Below are 18,741 nucleotides of genomic sequence, written 5' to 3' on the forward strand. Positions count from 1 at the left end.
CCGCAGGCCGCGGGCGGGGGTGTCAGTCCAGTTCGAGGACGCGGGCGTGCAGCACCTGGCGCTGCTGGAGCGCCGCCCGTACCGCGCGGTGCAGCCCGTCCTCCAGGTACAGATCGCCCTGCCATTTCACGACGTGCGCGAAGAGGTCGCCGTAGAAGGTCGAGTCCTCGGCGAGGAGGGTCTCGAGGTCGAGCTGCTGCTTCGTCGTGACGAGCTGATCGAGGCGGACCGGGCGCGGCGCGACGTCCGCCCACGACCGGGTGCTTTCCCGGCCGTGGTCGGGGTACGGCCGGCCGTTTCCGATGCGCTTGAAGATCACACGGGAAGCCTACCGGCCCGGACGTTCCGGGCGCAGCCTCCTGGCTGCGGCGGCACGGGCAAGTGCGTACAGATCTTGAACCATTTCAGGCAAAGGGGGCTCGTCTGTCCGAATTCGGGTGCGGTCGGTCCGCGCGCCAGTACCCCAGGGCGTGCATCCGCTGCTTGGGTACGCCCAGTTCCTTGCGCAGGAACGCCGACAGCGTCCGGGTGGTGGCGGTGTCGCAGGCGACCCAGACGTACGGGTCGGGGTGGGCCCGCAGCAACCCGGGCAGGTCCGCCCGGACCCGTTCGACGAGGTGGGTGCCGGAGCCGAGGCGCGGGACCTCGCGCACCTCGTGCCGCTCCGGGTCGGCGAGGCAGGGCAGCCCGTCCAGGGTGCCCTCGAACCAGATGGTCGCCGGTGCGGATCCCAGGGCGCCCAGCAGGGAGTTGATCGCCGGGAGGGAGGCCGGGTCGCCCACCGCGAAGACGTGCGAGGGGGCGGGGCGGGGCGCGTCGAAGCCCGTGCCCTGCACGGTCGCCTCGATGGTGTCACCGGGCTTCGCCGCCCGCGCCCAGTCGCTGGCGCACCCCTCGTGCAGGGCGAACTCCAGGCCGAAGGTGCCGGCCGCCGGGTCGGGGTCGACGAGGGTGTACGCACGCTGGTGCGGTGTGCCCGCGTTGTCGAACCACAGCCGCACCCACATCGTCGGGTGGACGCCGGTCGCGGCGAGCATGCCCCCGTCGGTGAAGCGCAGCCGCCGGTAGTCGGGGGTGACGTCCTCGGCACGCGTCACCGTGAACTCGAAGTCCTTGGCGCGCATCAGTTTGAGGACCGCGCCCTCCCAGCCCCGCCCCTGCCCCATCGTCCGTTCGCCTCTCGCGTACGATTCCGTCACGGTTTACTTAGGAGAGCCTAACCTAAAGCGAAGGGGGGCCACCGTGGCCGGCGAGATCTTCCGGGACGCCTGGGGCATTCCGCATCTGCGCGCGGGTGACGCCGTCGAACTCGCCCGTGTCCAGGGCCGGGTCACCGCCCTCGACCGGGCCTGGCAGCTGGAGACCGAACGACACAGGGCACAGGGCACCTCGGCGTCCTTCCTCGGCCCCGAGGCACTGCCCTGGGACCGTTTCGCCCGCCGTGTCCGCCTGGCCGACACGGCCCGCCGCTGCCTCGCCGCACTGGACCGGCGGGACCCGGAGACGGGGCGGTGGCTCCGGGCGTACGTGGAGGGGGTCAACGAAGGGCTGGCCGCGGCGGCGGCCCCGGGTGCTCCCCACTCCGCGGCCCCCGAGTTCGCCCGTGTGGCCCTCGCGCCCGGCCGTTGGGAGCCCTGGACGCCGCTCGCGGTCTGGCTCGCCGCGCACGTCCTGTTCGCCGGGTTCCCCGCGAAGCTCTGGCGCGAGCAGGTCGTGGAGCGGCTCGGGCCGGACGCCGTGGGACTGTTCGCCGCCGACGGCCCCGGCACCTGCGGAAGCAACGGCTGGCTGGTCGCCGGGGAGCGGACGGTGACCGGGCAGGCGGTGATCGCGGGGGACCCGCACCGCTTCATCGAGGACCCCGGCGTCTACCAGCAGATCCACCTGTCCTGCCCGGAGTTCGACGTCGTCGGCCTCGCCGTGCCCGGCGTCCCCGGCATCGCCCACTTCGGCCACACCGGCACGGTCGCCTGGGCGATCACCAACGCCATGGCCGACTACCAGGACCTCTACCGGGAGCGGTTGCGCCGCACCGGCACGAGTGTGGAGGCGCTCGGTCCGGACGGCGTCTGGCACCGGGCCGCCCGGCACACCGAGACCATCGAGGTCGCCGGCGAGGACCCGGTCGGGGTCGAGGTGATCGAGACCGCCCGGGGGCCGGTGGTCATCGGCGGCCCCGAGGGCCTCGACGACGGGGTGCCCGAGCCCGGCGCGCCCCCGGTCGCCGTCGCCCTGCGCTACCCGCCCCGCGTCACCGGCGACCTGGGCTTCAGTGCCCTGCTGCCGCTGCTGCGGGCCCGCCGGGTCGCCGACGTGGACCGGGCCGTCGACCTGTGGGCCGAGCCGGTCAACGTGGTCCAGGCCGCCGACACCGGGGGCGGCACCCTGCACCGGGTGGCCGGCCGGGTGCCGGTCCGGGCCGAGGCCAACCGGATCCGTCCGGTACCGGCGTGGGAGCCCGGCCACGACTGGGACGGCTGGCACGAGTCGCCGCGCGCCGGACTGGCCGACGGCGTCGCCGTGATGGCGAACCAGCGCGGCCCGGCGGCCCCACTCGGCGTCGAGTTCGCCGCGCCGCACCGCGCCGACCGTATCGCCGCGCTGCTCGCACGGCGGGACCGCTGGTCGGCCGCCGGGATGCCCGCCCTCCACACGGACACCCACCTCGCCTCCGCCGCCGCCCTCCTCGATCACGCCGCCGCCCTCGACGGCCTGACCGGTGCGGCGGCCGGCCTGCGCGACCGGCTGCTGGCCTGGGACCGGCACATGGACGCGGACAGCGCCGGTGCGGCGCTGTACGCGGCGGTGCGCGGCGCGCTCGTACGGCGGTTGGCGGCGCACCCCGTGTTCGCCGGGCTGACCTCGCCCCCGGCCTACCCGGAGGTGTTCCAGCCCTGGCTCGCGCTGGTACCGCGGATCGGCTACGCGCTCGAACACCTCCTGAACGCGAAGGAGCTGTACGGCATCGACCGGCCGGCGGCGGTACGCGCGGCGCTGGAGGAGGTGGCCGCCCGGCACCCGGCCGGTGCCCCGAGCGGCACCTGGGGCGACACCCACCGGCTGGCGCCCTGGCGGGCCCTGCCGCCCACGGCGCCGTACGACGAACCCGCGCTCTCCGGCGACCACGACTGCGTGCTGTGCACCTCCTCCGTACCCGGTCTCACCGACCTCTCGGCGCGTGGTCCGGCCGCCCGTTACGTCTGGGACCTGGCCCGCCGCGAGGACAGCCGCTGGGTGGTGCCGCTCGGTGCCTCGGGTGTCCCCGGCTCGCCCCACCACCGCGACCAGCTGCCGCTGTGGCTCGCGGGGGACCTGGTTCCGGTCGTCACCGACTGGGACGGGCTCCGCAGGGAGGACGTGGTCCGGACCCCGCAGGGAGAGACCGGACAGGCCGGGGAGCACGAAGAGCGCGAAGAGGAAGAGCGCGAGGAGACCGGTGAGCTTCAGGAGGAGACCGATGTCTGACCCGTCCGACCCGTCCGCCCCGCCCGCCCCGTCCGACCCGTACGCCTCCCGGGTGGCCGTTCACGAGCACGTGGCCGACGGCTTCGGCTCCGTACGCGTGCTGCCGCTCGACCCGTCGGCGGACGCGCCCGTACTGCACCACTGGGTGAGCGGCGAACGGGCCTTCTTCTGGGGCATGAACGGCCTCACCGAGCAGCAGGTGGCCGAGATCTACGCCCATATGGGCACGCTCGACACCCATCACGCGTACCTCGTCGTCAAGGACGGTGAACCGGCCGCGCTGCTCCAGACGTACGAGCCGGAGGCCGACCGGGTCGGCGACTGCTACCCCGTCGAGCCCGGCGACATCGGCGTCCACCTGCTGCTCGCTCCGGCCGGCCCGGAGGGGGCGCGTTCCGGGTGGACCGCCGGGCTGGTGGCCGTGCTCATGGGGTTCGTCCTGCTGGGCCTGGACCGCAGGCGCGTGGTGGTCGACCCGGACGTGGCCAACGGGAAGGCGGTCGCCCGCTTCCTGCGGCAGGGTTTCACGGCCGGCCCCGAGGTCGTCCTGCCCGAGATCGACCTGCCGGACGTGTACCTGCCGGAGAAGAAGGCCCGACTCGCCTTCCTCACCCGGGAGGCGGCCTTCGGCGACAGGTGACGCGGGCCGGCCCGGCGGACCGCCGTTCCGCCGGGTGGTGAGCATTTCGCGCCTGACGCCCGTACCCACCTGAGGCCGGATTGCCGGATGGCCGGGAGGTGGGAACGACGTGCAGCGACGGCGCGGTGGGGCGGCGGGCGGTGTCGGACGGGGTGCGGGACCCGGGGCGACGGGCCGCGGAGCGACGAGCTCCGGGACCCGGCGACTTCAGGGGCTGGTGCTGCTGGGCACCGTGCTGGTGCTGCTCCTGCTCGGCAGTGCGGGCCCGGCGAGCGCCCACGCGGCGCTCCGCGGGGCCGACCCCGAGGACGGAAGCGTCGTCCGGTCCGCCCCCCGGCACGTCACCCTGGCCTTCACGGAGTCCGTCGCCCTGCTCGACGACTCCTTCCGGATCTACAGCCCCGACAACCACCGGGTGCCGCTGGGCGAGCCGGAGCACGCCGACGGCAGGTCCGACACCGCGCGCGTCGGCCTGCCCGACGGGCTCGACGACGGCACCTACACGGTCGCCTGGCGGGTGGTCTCCGCGGACAGCCATCCCGTCTCCGGCGCCTTCACTTTCTCCATCGGCGAACCCTCGCCCACCGCAGCCGCGGTACCCGCGCCCCCGGCGGAGCACCCGGTCACCGCGAGCCTCTACGACACCGGCCGTTATCTCGCGTACATCGCCGCCGCGCTGCTCATCGGTACGGTGGCGTTCGCGGCCCTGTGCCGGCCGCCGGACACCGCCCCGCTGCGGATGCCGCTCGTCACGGGCTGGTGGACGCTGTCGACGTCCACCGTGGTCCTCCTCGTCCTGCGGGCCCCGTACGAGAACGGCACGTCCCCGGCGACCGCGTTCGACCTCGCGGCCTTCACCGGCGTCCTCACCGAGCGGCCGGGCATCGCGCTGCTGGCCCGGGCCGCCCTGCTGGTGCTGACGGCGGCGCTCCTCCTGCGCCTGCGCCGCCCGCCCCTGCCGCGGCGGGGCCACGGGGGGCCGGACGACCGGACACCGCCGGCCCGGCTCGCCGCGGGCACCGCCCTGGCCGTCGCCCTCGCGTTGACGTGGGCGTCGGCCGAGCACGCCTCGGCCGGTATCCAGGTCCCGCTGGCGATGACGTCGTCCGTACTGCACCTGCTGGCGACGGCCTGCTGGCTCGGCGGCCTCACGGCCCTGCTCATCGTCCTGTTCCGCGCCGGCACCCCGCCGCCCGTCGCCGCGGTCACCCGCTTCTCCCGCCTCGCCTTCCTCTCGGTGACGGTCCTCGTCGTCACCGGCGTCTACCAGTCCTGGCGGGGCCTCGGCTCCTGGTCGGCGCTCGCGGACTCGTCGTACGGGAGGACCCTGACCGTCAAGCTCGTGACGACGGCCGCACTGCTGCTGGCGGCGGGCCTGTCCCGCCGCCTGACGCTCCGCCTGGCGACGGCGGCTTCGGCAGCCGCGGATACAGCCGCAGCCGCGGATACAGCAGCGGATGCGGATACGGAGAAGTCCGCGGGAAGGGCCTCGGCGGCCGTGCGGGAACGGACCCCGGAACTGGTGGCCTCCGCCGCCCCGGACAAGCCGTCGCCGGACGCCCCCACGCAGCCCACCGCCCCCGCAGGGCCCACCCCGGACGACGGCCCTCCGGGTCCCCGCCCGCCCGCTCCGGGCCCGTCCGAGGTGCCCGGCCCCGACGACCCGCCCCTCGACCGCCACCGCCGCGCCCTGCGCGTCTCCGTGCTGGTGGAAGCGGCGGTGGCGGTCGTGGTGCTGCTGGTCACGACGGTGCTGACCGGTACCCTCCCGTCCCGGGCCGAGGCCGAGGCGGCAGCGACGGAGGCGGGGGCGGCCCCGGTCGCCGGACTGCCCGCGGCGACGGTGGTCACGATCCCGTACGCCATCGACGTCCCCGGCGGGAAGGGCGACGTGCAGATCACCCTGGACCCGGGCCGGGTGGGCGAGAACGGCATCCAGGCGGTGGCGTTCGACTCCGCCGGCGCCCTGGACTCGGTCCCGGAACTCCGCCTCTCCTTCACCCTCGCCGAGAAGGACATCGGCCCGATCGACGCGGGCCTGACCGACCGCGGCGGCTACTGGGCCACCAGCGACCTCACCCTCCCCCTGCCGGGCACCTGGACGATGAAGGCGACGATCAGGGTCTCGGAGGTGGACCAGGTGACCGAGTCCCATTCCGTGCGCATCGAACCCTGAGCAGCAGGGACCGGACGCCCGTCGGTTTCTTCGTGTGCGGCGGCGGTGGCTGCGGTGGTGACTGCCGAGTCGAGTCCGGGCCGGGGGCGCCCGCGGGCTCGGGAGCGGGTGTGGGGCCGCCCTCGCCGAGGCCGTACGGCGGTCGTGGAACGTGCGCGGGAGGCGCGGTGCGCACCGTGCTCGCCGGCCTCCGCCGGCGCATCGGGGCCACCGGGCCGCGCTGACGCCCCGCGTGCGGCAGGGAGATGCCGAGGACCCCGGCGGCCGCTCGGCGGTCCGGGGTCCTGTCGTGCCTGTTCACGCGGCCGCGGGCCAGGGCCTGCGGCGAGAGTGGCGTCGTCGTCCGCAGGGCGTCCGCGCGGCGTCACGTGGGTCCGCCTGCTCGAGCGAAGCCGAGAGCTCGGGGGAGCGTGCTCGGGGCGTGCCGTCCGGAAGCCCTCGTACCGGGCGGGCGTACCCGGGCTCTCGTCCGGTGCGGCGGGAGTGCCTGCCGGGCGTCGCACGGCAGGCGTCACGCTCGCCCCAGGTCCTAGCGTGCCCTGCGGCGGGGCGCACCCGTGTTCTGGTCGGGGAAGGGCGACGTCCCCGCATCCTCGAACGGGAAGGTCTCGTCCTCCCCGAAGTCCGGGGCCTGGAAGGGGTCCGCCGCCGGAGGTGGCGATGCCGCGGTGGTCCGGCGCGGTGCCCCTTCCGGGGCGGAGAACAGCGAGGTCGGTTCGATGGGAGGTCTCCGATTCGGTGCGGGGCCGTGAATGGGTCTGGCATGTGGTGACCGGGCCCGGCGGTCCTGGAGCCGCGGTGAAGACTGTGACGCAGATCGCAGCGGCACCTTCGGCTCCGGCTGCGGCTACGGGTGCGGCTGGTCCTGCTACAGCTTGCTCATCTTGGCGTACGGGCTCAGGATCCGCTGCTGCGCCGAACCGAAATCCACGAGTGCCGCGATTCCGTCCTCGATGCCGATCACCCGGCCGAGACCGTACATGTCGTGCGTGACCTGGTCGCCCACGGTGAAGTGCTTGGGCGGAGGTGCGACCGGGGCTTTGAAGGGGCTGGTGGGCAGAATGCGCTTCGGTGCAAGTGGCTTTGTCATTGTCACCAGTATGGGCCTGCGGACGCCGCTTGCTACCGTCGTCCACGGTCCACTACTCCCGGCTCCATGGGAAACTCGGAGTGTGATTGTCGAACGTGCGTACGTATCTGGTGTCTCGTCCGACGGGGACGAGGGGAAATGGCCCTGGTCCGTGCCCTGCGTGCGAGGGCTCGTGGCGGACGGTCTGCGCCTCACCGCGCCGGTGACCTATCTGGTCGGCGAGAACGGCTCGGGCAAGTCGACACTGGTCGAGGCCCTCGCCGAAGGCTTCGGTCTGGACTCCTGGGGCGGTTCGCACGACTGGCGCTATGCCACTCACCGCCCGAAGTCGGTGCTGGGCGAGCGGATCCGCTTCGACGCGGCGCCGCGCGGGCGCCACATGCTGGGCAGCTGGCGTGCCCGCAAGGGTTTCTTCCTGCGTGCCGAGACGGCGCTGGACGCGCTGGACCGGGAAGGGTTCGCACCGGATTCGGTCAGCCACGGCGAGGGCTTCCTCGCGGCGTTCCGGGGAAAGTTCCTCCATCCCGGCCTGTACGTGATGGACGAGCCGGAGGCGGCGCTGTCGTTCACGTCGTGCCTGGAACTGCTCGGCCACATCGACCAGTTGGTGAAGCGCGGCGGCCAGGTCGTCTGCGCCACGCACTCTCCGCTGCTGACCGCCCTGCCCGGCGCGGACATCGTCGAGGTCGGCGACCACGGCATGCGCCGGACGGCCTGGGGCGAACTCGCCCTGGTCGAGCACTGGCGCCGCTACCTGGCCGACCCGCGCTCCTACCTGCGACACGTCCTGGACTGAGCGCGAAGGGCCCCGCCGTCCGCCGTCCGGGACGGCGGTTCCGTCCGGCGGGGCCCACGGGGCCGCGGTGCGGCGGGTCAGCGCTTGATGTCGAAGGTGGCGGCGGAGGGCACGAACAGGGTGTCCCCGTCCTTGGCCGTCGCCAGTACCGAGACCTGCCAGGTGCCCGCGTCGAGCTCCGCCTCCTCCTTCTCGGTGACCTTCAGGGTGTAGGTGCAGCGGGAGGTCTCGGCCGAAGTGCTCCGGCACGTGGCGGTGTCCACCTCGCGGAGCTCCGCCTCGGTCGGGTCCAGCTTCGAAGCCGTGGGCCACGCCAGGACGTTGAGGTTCTCGACGCCCGAGTCGTCCCTCACGTCCGTGACGAAGGTGAACGTGCCCGCGCTATCACCGGACGCAGCGGTGTGGTCGGCCGAGCTGTTCTTCAGGGACGGCTTCTCGGGCGCCGAGGCCGCGGCGAGGCCGGCGGCGGCTCCGCCGACGAGGACGGCACCGGCGACGGACCCGATGAGAACACGCTTGGTCATGGTAAATCCCCCTGGATGTAGGCGAGTTCGTTGGAACTCGCTCGGATGGCGGTGCAGGAGCAGGTGAGGTCGCACCTGTCGGACCGGGCAGCGGGAAAGTGGTGCGCCGGATGGGATCCACTGACCGAAACCGCTGACCGAAACCGCTGACCGAAACCGCTGGTCGAGCCGGTGGCGGGCTGCTTTCCCGATGTGATCGAGACTATGGCCGGGGGTGCCCCCGGTCCTCGGGCCGAGGGACGACTGCCGTGTGGAACCTGAGACGGAGGAGGGCTTCGGCGTCTCCACCGGGCGGGCGGCGCCGCGCCTGCAACCCAGGTAAGAGAAGAGGATCCGCCTCCAGCCGGAGTCGGGCCGCCCACCTGCGGACATAGCCTTGGCGCCTCATGAAGCGAACCGACGACCGGCTGCTCCCGGTCCTGCTGATCTGTGCCCAGGCCGTGGTGTGGCCGGGAGCGGAGCTGGTGCGCGGGGCCGTCCCGCCCGCGTCCGATCTCCTCGTGGCGGTCCTGGCCGCCGGACCGGTGACGGCCGCCCTCACCCTGCGCCGTACCCGACCGGTGACCACCCTCGTCCTGGTCGCCGCCGCCTGTGCGCTGGGTGCCGGACCGCTGCCCGTCGGGGCGATGGCGGTACTCGGGACCGCGGGTGTCGCACTGGTGCTGTTCACCGTGGCGACCGAACGCGACGCCTTCACCTCGGTGACGTGCACGGTGGCGCTCGCCGCCTGGCAGTTCCTGCACATGATCAGCCTGCACGGGCTCAGCGCCCAGGACGGGCTCGACCTCGTCCTCACCGCCCTGCTGTACGCCACCGCGTGCGGCACCGGCCTGTTCGTACGGCGGGCCCGTTACGCACGGCGGACGGCCGAACAACTGCTGAAGCGCGCCGAGTCCGAACGCCATCGTCTTCCGGCAGCCGAACGACGCCGCATGGAAAGGGAGCTGCACGACGTCAGCGCCCACCACCTGACGGCTGTCGTGGTCACGGCGGGCGCGGCGCTCGGACTGCGCGAGACCCGCCCCGAGCTGGCCGACGAGGCACTTCGGTTCGCCGTCGACACCGGCCACGAGGTGACCCGCGCGCTCGGCGCGGTACGGGCCCCGTCGCCCTCCCGGGAGGAACTGCCGTCTCCGGAGGACCGGTTGCGGGACCTGGTCGAGGGGTTCCGGCGGCTCGGCCAGCAAGTGGACCACGAGACGGACCCCTTGCCGGACGGCTCCGTCGCCGACGCGGCTTTCGGCATCGTGCGCGAGGCGCTGACCAACGTGGCCCGGCACGCCCCCGGCGCGCACACGCGGGTGCGGTGCCGGTACGGCGACACGCGTACGGACGTCGTGGTCACGAGCTCGGCACCACCGGCCGGGGCGACGGCGCACGGCGCGGGCCTCGGCGGAGGACGGGGCACGGCCTTCCTGCGGTCCCGGGCGCGGGAGGCGGGAGGAACACTGACCAGCGGCCCGACAGCGGACGGCGGCTGGGAGGTGTGTGCCGTCCTGCCCGGCCGGACCGCGGACCCGGTGAAGCGGTCCGTCCCGCGCGGCTACCGGCTCGCTCAGGTGACGGCCGCGGCCGGCCTCGTCCTGCAACCGCTCCTTCCCGTACTGGTCATCAAGGCGGAGGAGGCGCCGAACGGGTCACAGGTGTCCGCCGGCGCGCTCTTCGCGCTGCTGGCCGCGGCACAGGCGGTCGCGCTGCTGTGGCGGCGCCGGGCGCCCCGTGCGGCCACGGGCCTCCTGCTCGCACTGGCCCCGCTGTGGCCGGTGGCGATGGCGGTCGGCGACTACACCGGGCCGGTCGTCCTGCCCCCCGCGCTGAGCATGCTCGCCACCTGCGGTGCGCTCGCCGCACACGCGGCGCAGACGGCTCGTACCGACGTCGGCACGTCCCCCGCCGGGAACCGTCCGCACCTGTCCCGGTGGCTTCGCGCGGTCGCGGCGGTGGCGGGAGCCGTAGTGGTGCACGCGGCGGCCGCGACCGCCGCCGTCCTGGACCGGGGCACCACGGCCTCCGTCTGGACCGTCGCCGCGTCGGCGACGGCCGGGGCGTCCGTGGCGGCCGGCGCGGCCCTGTGGGGCGGGACCCTGCGCGGCCGGCGCGACCGGTCCGCCCGGGGCACACGGGACGAACGTCTCGCCGCCTGGACCGAGGAGGCCGTCCGGGACGCGTGGGCCGAGCGCCGCCGGATCGCCGCCGGGCTGGAGACCACCGTGCTGGCCCGCACCGCCGACATGGTCGCGGAGGCGCAGGCGGGCCGGCTCGACAAGGCCGCGGAACGAGCCCGCGAGGCCCTGACCGCGATGCGCGCCCTCCTCGACACGGTCCGGGAGGGCGGGACGGAGGTCGTACGGCGGCCGCAGCCCACCCTCCAGGCCCTCGACCTGCTCGCCCACCAGTGCCGGGCCACCGGCCGTGACGTGGAGATACGGTTGACCGGCGGGGTGCCCGAGCGGCTGCCCACCGCGGTCGACCTGACCGCGTACCATGCGGCCGAGACCGTGCTCGCGGCGAGCGGAGAGGGACCGGTGGTCCTGGAACTCGACGTGCACGACGGCATGTTGACGCTCACGGTCACCGGGGTGCCGGGCGCCGCCCGCGGCGTCGTGCGGGAACGGCTCGTGACGAGGGTCGAGGCGCTCGACGGTACGGTGACCACCGGCCCGGCGGACACCGTCCACCTCCGGCTGCCCCTGGCTCCGGACACGAGGGCTCCGGGCACGGGGGCTCCGGACGCGGAGGCCGGCGGCACACCCGGGGCCACCGGCGCGCCGGCCGCCGGACGGGGGGACGAGGGGGAGAGGAAACGATGAGCCTCAAGGTGCTGGTCGTCGACGACCAGGGCATCGTGCGGGCGGGGTTCGCCGCCGTGATCGGGGCCGAGGAGGACCTGACGGTCGTCGGCGAGGCCGCCGACGGCGCCGCCGCGGTGCGGCTCGCGGAGGAACTGGCCCCCGACGTCGTCGTCATGGATGTCCGGATGCCCGAACTGGACGGCATCGCCGCCACCCGGATCATCACCGGAAAGGAGAACGCGCCCCGTGTCCTGGTGCTGACCACCTTCGACCTCGACGTGTACGTCTTCGACGCGCTGCGCGCCGGCGCCTCCGGCTTCCTGCTCAAGGACGTGCACCCCGCCGAACTGCTCCAGGGCATCCGGGTGGTGGCCGCCGGCGAGAGCGTGCTCTCCCCGTCCGCGACCCGCAGGCTCGTCAGCCACTACGCGTCCGGCGCGCCCACCCGGATCCACACCGGGGGAACCCACCCCGAGCTGGACAGCCTGACCGCGCGGGAGCGGTACGTCCTGACCCTGGTGGCGTCCGGACTCACCAACCTGGAGATCGGCGCCGAACTCGGCATCACCGTCGGCACGGTGAAGTCCCACGTGAACGCGTTGCTGCGCAAGCTCGGACTGCGCGACCGGGTGCAGGCGACGATCCTCGCGTACGACGTCGGTCTCGCCCGCCCGCACCCGCCCGGCGCCCACTTCTGACGCCCCTGATCACACCTGGCGCCTCCGGCGACCTCCGAACCCGCGACACCCCTGACACTCCTGACACTCCTGGCACCGAGAGACAAAGGCCCGCCATGACCGACTCCGACGGATCTGTCAGTCCTGCCCGATCCCTTTCCCGTCGGCTGCGCCACCTCTTCGGTGATGTCTTCACCCTCGTCTACCTCGGGGTCTGTGCCGCCCTGCTCGTGTGGGCGCTGGTGGTGACCGTTGCCGGCGACGGCCCGGACGCGTCCTTCGCGGGCGTCATCCCGCTGCTGGCCACGGCCCCGGTGAGTATCGTGCTGCTCCTGCTGCCGGGCGGTCCCATGACGGTCATTGCCGCGATCGTCGGCGGCGCGCTGGCCAACGCCGCGGTCATCGGCTGGTGCGCCCGCACACTCCGCCGCGGCGGCCGCCCGGGCCCGGCCGGCTGAGCAGCCGGGTGCGGGGCCGCCGGGCACCGCGCGCCGCCCCGGGGGCCGGCGGGTTCTGTCAGGTGTCGAAGCGCTGCCGGGCGGCATCGATGTGGCCGAGGTACTGGTGGGTCCAGCCGCACATCCCGTCGACCATGGCGCGCAGGGCCCGGCCCGGTTCGGTGAGGGTGTACTCGACCCGCGGCGGCACAGTGGGGTACACCGTGCGCTCGACCAGACCGTAGCGCTCCAGCATGCGCAGGTTCTGGGTGAGCATCTTGTGGCTGATGCCCTCGACCGCATCCCGCACCTCGCTGAAGCGCAGGGTCCGCTCACCGAGCCCTTCGATGATCAGTAGCGCCCACTTGTTGGCGACGTCCGAGAAGATCTCCCGCGCCAGGGAATCCGCGCGCCTCAGGTCCGCGTCCTCGGGTGATCCCGTGTACTGCTTGGTTCCCATCTGGTTCCCCAGTCACCGAAAAGTGCGTTCTTCCCGTTCAACAGCCACTTTCCTACAGTGCCTGAGTAACCACAAGAGAGCACGTGTGGGCACCCCCATCGGAAGGACGAGCACCATGACCACCACCGACGTCTTCCACCACGGCATCCCGGCCGAGAGCGACTTCGGCTACGCGCAGGCGATCAGGTCCGGCGACCTGATCCACGTGTCCGGTCAGCTCTCGCTCGACGAGGAGGGCGCGTTCCGTCACGCCGGGGACTTCGCCGCCCAGCTCGAACTGACCCACACCAACATCGACAAGGTCCTGGACCACTACGGCGTCACCCGCGACCAGATCGTCTCGCAGACCCTGTACGTGGTGAACCTGCTGCGGAACGCCGACGCGGTGGCGGAGGGCAACCGGGCGTACTTCGGCGCCCACCACCCGGTCAGCACCGCCGTCGGTGTCAGCGAACTGACGTTCCCCGGCCAGGTCGTCGAGATCAGCTGCGTCGTCGACACGAGGCCGACGGCGTAGTCCCGGGACCGCATCCGCGGCGCTCGCGCGAGGTACCCGCGCAGCCGGGGCTCCAGGCGCCGACAGGGGCCCGTCCCCCCGGGGCGGCGACTTCGTCCACGGCCGCCACAAGAGCCGGTGCGCCGCCGACGAGTACGCGGCCGGCATCGCCTGCACCGGCCGTCCCGGCTCCTCCCGCACCCCGGACGTGCTGCACTGCCGCAAGCCGACCTGACCGGCACCGGGTGCCCGACTCCGCCGAGTCGCGCACGGGGCACGCCCGCTCCGTGCGGGGGCGGGGCGGTCCTGCCCTGGCTCCGTGTGATCCCCCGAGGGCCCTGGTGGAACGCCCCTCGCCCCCTGTCCCTCGCCCCCTGTTCCTCCTCTCCCGGCCGGTCCGGCGTTGCGCCAACCCGCTCACCGAGCGCGCCGACGAGGTTGCCGCGCTCGGCTTCGACGAGGTCTTCCACAGGCTGTGGACCTTCCGTCTGGCGTACTCCGAGGCAGGGTTTTGGGCCGGCTGCCTCGACGTGCAGCAGTACCTCTTCACGAAGGAGAACCGTTCCCGGCCGGTGAGCGGGGACAGGTCCGGCGGTACCGGCCGTGCCCGCGGACGGGGACTCACTCGACGGTGACCACGACGGAGTGCCATCCACTGGCGCCGTCGGGGACGGTGCGGGTGCGCTTCTCGGTCTGCGTCTCACCGGTGCGGTCGGTGGCACGGACGGTGAGCGTGCGGCCCCCCTTGGCGGCCTGCCAGGGAAAGGACCACTGCCGCCAGGTGTCGCGCGAGGCCTCCGCCGCCAGCCGGGCCTCCTGCCAGGGGCCGTCGTCCACACGGATCTCGACCTTGTCGATGCCGCGGTGCTGTGCCCAGGCGACCCCGGCGACCACGACCGTGCCGGCCGACGGGCGGGCGAAGGGCTTGGGGGTGTCGATGCGGCACTGCGTCTTGACTGGTGCCTCGCGGGCCCAGTCCCGCTCGACCCAGTAGGGGTCGTAGGCGTCGAACGTGGTGAGCTCGATGTCCTGGATCCACTTGCAGGCGGAGACGTAGCCGTAGAGGCCGGGCACCACCATGCGGACCGGGAAGCCGTGCTCGAAGGGCAGCGGTTCGCCGTTCATGCCCAGGGCGAGGAGGGCGTCGCGGCCGTCCATCAGGTCCTCGACGGGACTGCCGATCGTCATGCCGTCCACGGAACGGGCCACCAGCTGGTCGGCCGGGCCTCCCCGGGAGGGCGGTTCGACCCCGCACTCGGCCAGCAGATCGGCGAGGCGGACGCCGGTCCAGCGGGCGTTGCCGACGTAGGGGCCACCGACCTCGTTCGACACGCAGGTGAGCGTGATGTCGCGCTCGATCAGTTCGCGCCGCAGCAGGTCGTCGTAGGAGAGGGTGACCGGCCGGGTGACGCCCTCGCCGTGGAGGCGCAGGTTCCAGCGCGTCGCGTCGACCTTGGGCACGACCAGGGCGGTGTCGACGCGGTAGAAGTCACCGTTGGGCGTCACGAAGGGGCTGACCCCGGGGATCCGCAGCCGGGCGCCCCGGGGGACGGGCCGGGCCGGGGAGCCGGGTGCGGGCAGGACCACGTTCTGGCGCGAGGCGACCGCGTCCCGGCGGCCGGCCCCGTTCAGGGAGCGGCCGAGCAGACCGGCTCCGGCGGTCACGGCCGCGGCGGCGCCCGCCGTGACCACGAAGCCGCGGCGGTCCCACGTCCCGTCCTGCGGCGGCGCTTCCTCACCGCGCGGTGGTGGTGTGCCCGGCGCGGGGTCCCGGGGCGCGAGGCGGCCCACGAGGACGTACAGCAGCGCGGCTCCGAGGACGGCGCCGACGACGGAGGGCAGGGCGTCGGTGATGCCGTTCGCGTCGGGCCTGCCCGTCGCCGCGACCGCGCCGACGGCGCCGAACAGCAGCACACCGGCCGCCGCGCCGCGCCGGAACCGCAGCGCGGCCACTCCGAGCGCCAGGGCGAAGAGCGTCAGTACCGCGAGAATTCCCAGCTGAAGAACCAGCTTGTCGGCGGTGCCGAACGTGCGGATCGCCCAGTCCTTCACGGCGGCGGGCGTACGGTCGATCACCGCGCCGCCGACCGCGACGACGGGACCGGCCTGCGGACGCACCGCTCCCGCCACCGCCTCGGCCACCGCCAGGGCGGCGAAACCCGCCAACGCCCCGCTCAGCGCGGCCGGCAGCAGCCGTATCGGCCTGCGCGGACTCTTCGGGCTCCGTGGTTCTTCCTCGTTCTCGGTCACGCGGGGAATCCGTTTTCGCCGGTTGGCCGGATTGGTCGCCGCCACGATCGAACGGATTTCCCTCTCCGGCCCCTGCGCGCCGATTCCGGCCACGGAGGGGGAAACGGAGGTGCGGAGCTGCGGACTCGGAGCTGCGGGGAGGAGGGCGCGGGGACGAGGAGGCGGGGACGAGGGCGCGGGGACGAGGAGGCGCGGGGACGAGGAGGCGGGGGACGAGGAGGCGGGGGACGAAGAAGCCTTCTGCCGTCAGGTGGACCGGGGCGGTCTCCGGCAAGGTCCCGGCCGCCGGCCGGAGCCGCCCGCCGCCCCCGTCGCCGTTCACCCGAGCGGCGACGGGCGCGACGCGGCCCGACGGTCCGGATGCCGGACCGTCAGGCCTCTCCGTCCCTGCCGGTGTTCTCGTCGGGGCGTTCGCTCAGGTGGGGAGGGACATCAGGGCGACGGGTTCGGTGGTGGGCTGCTTCGAGCCGCCGCCGGGTTCGACGGTGATGCCCATGCCCGACGCCCCGTCGACCGCGCCCCGCATGAGAACGGCCTGGTCGCTGCGGGCGGGGTCCATCAGTCCGGCCGACCGCATGGTGCCGCCGTCGTCGAACCACAGCTGGTAGACCTTCCCGCCGGGCGGGCGGGCCATCCCGGAGGCGACGAACACGGCCCTGTCCCGGTCGCGGGAGACGACGACGGTGCCGGTGGCGCCGTCGCCCAGCCCGGACGCCAGTGTCCTGGCGTCCGGTGCGGCCAGTACGGCGGCGATCTCGTCCGCCGCCTGCACGGCGCGCCGTGCCTGGTCGCGGGCGTCCTCGGCCCGCTGGTGCTGCCACACGGCCGTCCCGCCGAGCGTCGCGGCCGCCGCGAGACAGGCGGCGAGCGCCCACCTGGACAGGGTCCGGGCCCGCAGGCCGGCCCGGGCGGGGAGGGGACGGGCGCGGGTACCGGGCGTCTGCTGCCGGACCGTGGAGATCCGGCGCAGCACCTGGTCGCGCAGGGCCGGCGGGGGCGTCGTGGCGACGGCGAGGCCCAGGCGCGCCGCGGTGGAGCCCAGTTCGGCCGTCTCCTGCGCGCACGGCTCGCAGCCCGCCAGGTGCCGCTCGAACGCGGAGCTCTCCTCGTCGGACAACGCGTGCAGGGCGTAGGCGCCCGTCAGCCGGTGCAGATCGGTGGTCGTCACGCGGTCACTCCCAGGCAGTCGCGCAGCCGGATGAGTCCGTCACGCAGTCGGGTCTTGACGGTCCCCAGCGGAAGCGCCAGTGCCTCCGCCACCTCGCGGTAGGTCAGCCCCCGGTAGTACGCGAGGGTGACGGCCTGGCGCTGGAGTTCGGTCAGCGTGCGCAGACAGCGCCGTACCTGTTCCCGCTCCAGCCGTGCCTCGACGTGTTCGGCCACCTCGTCGTACTCGGGAAGCCGGTCCAGCAGGGCTGCCTTGTGGTCCCGGGCGGCGGCGGCGTCCACCGACCGCACCCGGTCCACGGCCCGACGGTGCGCCAGGGTGAGGATCCAGTTGATGGCCGTTCCGCGGTCGGGCCGGTAGCGGGGGGAGGTCCGCCACACCTCCACCAGTACCTCCTGCGTCACTTCCTCGGACTGTGCCTGATCGCGCAGCACGGCGCGCACGACACCCAGCACCGGCCCCGCCACGGCGTCGTAGACCCCGGCGAACGCCTCCTCGTCCCCCAGAGCCACCCGCCCCACCAGCTCCTGCAGGTCGGGTCTCGTCGAGGGACTTCCGACGATATGCACTGCTTCTTCCACCGAGGGCCTCCGCGGTCGGGACATGTCCGGTCGTAATCCGTTACCGCCACAGCCCCGGATTGGTCACGGTGGCGGCGGCACCGCGATCGCGCACGACGACACGGGCGAGCCCTACGGCACGGGCGGGCCCTACGGCACTGGGGGCGCGCCGGTGTCCGCTCCCGCGGACCCGTCCTTGCCGAGTTCCGCCGTGAACTGAGCGCCGGTGAGCAGCGCGAGGTTGGACAGCCAGAGCCAGACGAGGAAGACGACGACGCCGGCGAGGGAGCCGTAGAGCCTGCTGTAGGTGGCCAGGGTGGAGGTGTACAGGGTGAACCCCGTGGAGACGGCCAGCCAGAGCGCGGCGGCCAGTATGCCGCCCGGCACGCTGTGGCCGTTGCGGCGGGCCGGGGCGGGCCCGGTGTGGAAGACCACGACGACCAGCAGTGCCACCAGGCACAGCAGCAGCGGCCAGCGCAGCAGGCTCCAGCCCCAGGCCGCCGTGGTGCCCAGGCCGATGATCCGGCCCAGGGCCTGCGCCAGCGGCCCGGTCAGCAGCAGGGCGAGCGAACCGGCCAGGAGCAGGGCGAGCAGGGCGAGGGCGGTGAGCACGATGCGGTGCGCCGTGCGCCAGGGCGAACGCCGGTCCTCGACCCGGTGCATGCGGTGCAGGGCACGGCGGAAGACGGCGAGGTAGCTGGAGGCGGACCACAACGCGCTGACGGTGCCGGCCACCAGAAGCGGCCAGGCGCCCCCGCCCGCGTTCAGTACGCGCGACAGGACGGCGTGCAGGGCGTCGGCGGACTCGGCGGGGGCGTACGCGGTGACGTGGGTGACGAACTCCTCGGCCGTGTTCGGGCTGAACGTGCCGAACGCCAGGACGGTCACCAGCATCGCCGGCACCACCGCCAGGATCGCGTAGTACGTCAGGGCCGCGGCGTAGTCGGAGATGTCGTCGTTCCACAGGGACACCGGGGTGCGCCGCAGCGCCGGCCCCCACGCGGCGGGCCGGCCCGCGCCGCTGACGCCACCGGACACGCTTGTGGTCGCCTGCGCCGTGTCGCCGGGGCGTGGTGCCGGCGGGTCCTCCGGGTCCTTCGTGGTGGCTGCGCTCTGCGTGGTCATGGCATGCCCCTCTCTGCGTCGGGCGACGTGCCTACGTCTCTCGGGACCCGCCCCGGTGGTGACGCGGATGCCCGCAAACGTCCGC

17 protein-coding genes and 1 pseudogene are annotated in these 18,741 nt (G+C 73.9%); 9 read left to right on the top strand and 9 right to left on the bottom strand.

All coding sequences use genetic code 11. The features are described 5' to 3' along the window. Positions 1-22 precede the first annotated feature (22 nt). A complete protein-coding gene (locus ORI94_RS01625; protein WP_042163385.1) occupies positions 23-319 on the bottom strand; it encodes a type II toxin-antitoxin system VapB family antitoxin in 297 nt (98 codons plus the stop codon). Positions 320-404: 85 nt separating this feature from the next. Beyond that, entirely contained in the window at positions 405-1,166 is a 762-nt protein-coding gene (locus tag ORI94_RS01630) for a siderophore-interacting protein (protein ID WP_266071973.1), read from the bottom strand. Positions 1,167-1,242: 76 nt separating this feature from the next. Between ORI94_RS01630 and ORI94_RS01635 the strand changes: the two genes are divergently transcribed. The 3 genes from ORI94_RS01635 (at position 1,243) to ORI94_RS01645 (ending at position 6,281) form a co-directional block, all read left to right on the top strand. Further along, on the top strand, positions 1,243-3,465 hold the full coding sequence (locus tag ORI94_RS01635; protein ID WP_266071854.1) for a penicillin acylase family protein: 2,223 nt from the start codon (positions 1,243-1,245) through the stop codon (positions 3,463-3,465). Beyond that, a complete protein-coding gene (locus tag ORI94_RS01640; RefSeq protein WP_266071855.1) occupies positions 3,458-4,105 on the top strand; it encodes a GNAT family N-acetyltransferase in 648 nt (215 codons plus the stop codon). The genes ORI94_RS01635 and ORI94_RS01640 overlap by 8 nt, the downstream gene beginning before the upstream one ends. A 217-nt stretch (positions 4,106-4,322) precedes the next feature. After that, positions 4,323-6,281 (top strand): copper resistance CopC/CopD family protein, encoded by a 1,959-nt coding sequence (locus ORI94_RS01645; protein ID WP_266071856.1) that lies wholly within the window; start codon positions 4,323-4,325, stop codon positions 6,279-6,281. 868 nt (positions 6,282-7,149) lie between these two features. Here the strand turns inward: ORI94_RS01645 and ORI94_RS01650 are convergent. After that, a complete protein-coding gene (locus tag ORI94_RS01650; protein ID WP_266071857.1) occupies positions 7,150-7,371 on the bottom strand; it encodes a hypothetical protein in 222 nt (73 codons plus the stop codon). Positions 7,372-7,453: 82 nt separating this feature from the next. Between ORI94_RS01650 and ORI94_RS01655 the strand changes: the two genes are divergently transcribed. Then, the gene (locus ORI94_RS01655) at positions 7,454-8,167 is read left to right on the top strand and encodes an ABC transporter (RefSeq protein WP_266071858.1); all 714 of its coding nucleotides are present in this window, start codon (positions 7,454-7,456) and stop codon (positions 8,165-8,167) included. A gap of 77 nt (positions 8,168-8,244) precedes the next feature. Here the strand turns inward: ORI94_RS01655 and ORI94_RS01660 are convergent, their stop codons facing one another. Continuing rightward, the gene (locus ORI94_RS01660) at positions 8,245-8,691 is read right to left on the bottom strand and encodes a DUF5707 domain-containing protein (protein ID WP_266071859.1); all 447 of its coding nucleotides are present in this window, start codon (positions 8,689-8,691) and stop codon (positions 8,245-8,247) included. Positions 8,692-9,077: 386 nt separating this feature from the next. Between ORI94_RS01660 and ORI94_RS01665 the strand changes: the two genes are divergently transcribed. From ORI94_RS01665 to ORI94_RS01675, 3 genes are all read left to right on the top strand, one after another. Next, positions 9,078-11,501, top strand: a complete 2,424-nt coding sequence (locus ORI94_RS01665; RefSeq protein ID WP_266071860.1) for a histidine kinase — start codon at positions 9,078-9,080, stop codon at positions 11,499-11,501. Next, positions 11,498-12,181: a response regulator gene (locus tag ORI94_RS01670; RefSeq protein ID WP_266071861.1), complete on the top strand. Its 684-nt coding sequence runs from the start codon at positions 11,498-11,500 to the stop codon at positions 12,179-12,181. Before ORI94_RS01665 ends, ORI94_RS01670 begins: the two co-directional genes overlap by 4 nt. A 95-nt stretch (positions 12,182-12,276) precedes the next feature. Further along, the gene (locus ORI94_RS01675) at positions 12,277-12,618 is read left to right on the top strand and encodes an SCO4225 family membrane protein (protein ID WP_266071862.1); all 342 of its coding nucleotides are present in this window, start codon (positions 12,277-12,279) and stop codon (positions 12,616-12,618) included. Positions 12,619-12,676: 58 nt separating this feature from the next. On the opposite strand, the gene ORI94_RS01680 is transcribed toward ORI94_RS01675, so the two are convergent. Beyond that, positions 12,677-13,057, bottom strand: coding sequence for a winged helix-turn-helix transcriptional regulator (locus ORI94_RS01680; protein ID WP_266071863.1), 381 nt, complete (start codon positions 13,055-13,057; stop codon positions 12,677-12,679). A gap of 115 nt (positions 13,058-13,172) precedes the next feature. Here ORI94_RS01680 and ORI94_RS01685 point away from each other — a divergent pair, with 115 nt between their 5' ends. After that, positions 13,173-13,574, top strand: coding sequence for a RidA family protein (locus ORI94_RS01685; protein WP_266071864.1), 402 nt, complete (start codon positions 13,173-13,175; stop codon positions 13,572-13,574). Between the two features lie 398 nt (positions 13,575-13,972). Beyond that, positions 13,973-14,188: pseudogene (locus ORI94_RS01690) on the top strand (hypothetical protein); the annotation flags it as partial. Here ORI94_RS01690 and ORI94_RS01695 read toward each other — a convergent pair. The 4 genes from ORI94_RS01695 to ORI94_RS01710 all read right to left on the bottom strand — a co-directional run bounded on the left by ORI94_RS01695 (position 14,175) and on the right by ORI94_RS01710 (position 18,656). Continuing rightward, positions 14,175-15,803 carry a molybdopterin-dependent oxidoreductase gene (locus ORI94_RS01695; protein ID WP_266071865.1) on the bottom strand — a complete coding sequence of 543 codons (1,629 nt, stop codon included), beginning with the start codon at positions 15,801-15,803 and terminating at the stop codon, positions 14,175-14,177. The pseudogene ORI94_RS01690 and the gene ORI94_RS01695 overlap by 14 nt on opposite strands. A gap of 415 nt (positions 15,804-16,218) precedes the next feature. Next, positions 16,219-16,971, bottom strand: coding sequence for an anti-sigma factor (locus ORI94_RS01700; RefSeq protein ID WP_266071866.1), 753 nt, complete (start codon positions 16,969-16,971; stop codon positions 16,219-16,221). Further along, the gene (locus tag ORI94_RS01705; RefSeq protein WP_266071867.1) at positions 16,968-17,552 is read right to left on the bottom strand and encodes a sigma-70 family RNA polymerase sigma factor; all 585 of its coding nucleotides are present in this window, start codon (positions 17,550-17,552) and stop codon (positions 16,968-16,970) included. Before ORI94_RS01705 ends, ORI94_RS01700 begins: the two co-directional genes overlap by 4 nt. A gap of 129 nt (positions 17,553-17,681) precedes the next feature. Beyond that, positions 17,682-18,656 (bottom strand): YihY/virulence factor BrkB family protein, encoded by a 975-nt coding sequence (locus tag ORI94_RS01710; RefSeq protein ID WP_266071868.1) that lies wholly within the window; start codon positions 18,654-18,656, stop codon positions 17,682-17,684. Positions 18,657-18,741: the final 85 nt, after the last annotated feature.

The sequence above is a fragment of the Streptomyces sp. NEAU-W12 genome, assembly GCF_026242095.1.
Classification (GTDB): domain Bacteria; phylum Actinomycetota; class Actinomycetes; order Streptomycetales; family Streptomycetaceae; genus Streptomyces.

What these genes read in the sequence shown, in the direction of transcription:
- ORI94_RS01640 (WP_266071855.1), top strand. Translation starts at nt 3,458, where the DNA reads ATGTCTGACCCGTCCGACCCGTCCGCCCCGCCCGCCCCGTCCGACCCG.
- ORI94_RS01630 (WP_266071973.1), bottom strand. Translation starts at nt 1,166, where the DNA reads ATGGGGCAGGGGCGGGGCTGGGAGGGCGCGGTCCTCAAACTGATGCGC.
- ORI94_RS01660 (WP_266071859.1), bottom strand. Translation starts at nt 8,691, where the DNA reads ATGACCAAGCGTGTTCTCATCGGGTCCGTCGCCGGTGCCGTCCTCGTC.
- ORI94_RS01665 (WP_266071860.1), top strand. Translation starts at nt 9,078, where the DNA reads ATGAAGCGAACCGACGACCGGCTGCTCCCGGTCCTGCTGATCTGTGCC.
- ORI94_RS01680 (WP_266071863.1), bottom strand. Translation starts at nt 13,057, where the DNA reads ATGGGAACCAAGCAGTACACGGGATCACCCGAGGACGCGGACCTGAGG.
- ORI94_RS01670 (WP_266071861.1), top strand. Translation starts at nt 11,498, where the DNA reads ATGAGCCTCAAGGTGCTGGTCGTCGACGACCAGGGCATCGTGCGGGCG.
- ORI94_RS01675 (WP_266071862.1), top strand. Translation starts at nt 12,277, where the DNA reads ATGACCGACTCCGACGGATCTGTCAGTCCTGCCCGATCCCTTTCCCGT.
- ORI94_RS01650 (WP_266071857.1), bottom strand. Translation starts at nt 7,371, where the DNA reads ATGACAAAGCCACTTGCACCGAAGCGCATTCTGCCCACCAGCCCCTTC.
- ORI94_RS01685 (WP_266071864.1), top strand. Translation starts at nt 13,173, where the DNA reads ATGACCACCACCGACGTCTTCCACCACGGCATCCCGGCCGAGAGCGAC.
- ORI94_RS01710 (WP_266071868.1), bottom strand. Translation starts at nt 18,656, where the DNA reads ATGACCACGCAGAGCGCAGCCACCACGAAGGACCCGGAGGACCCGCCG.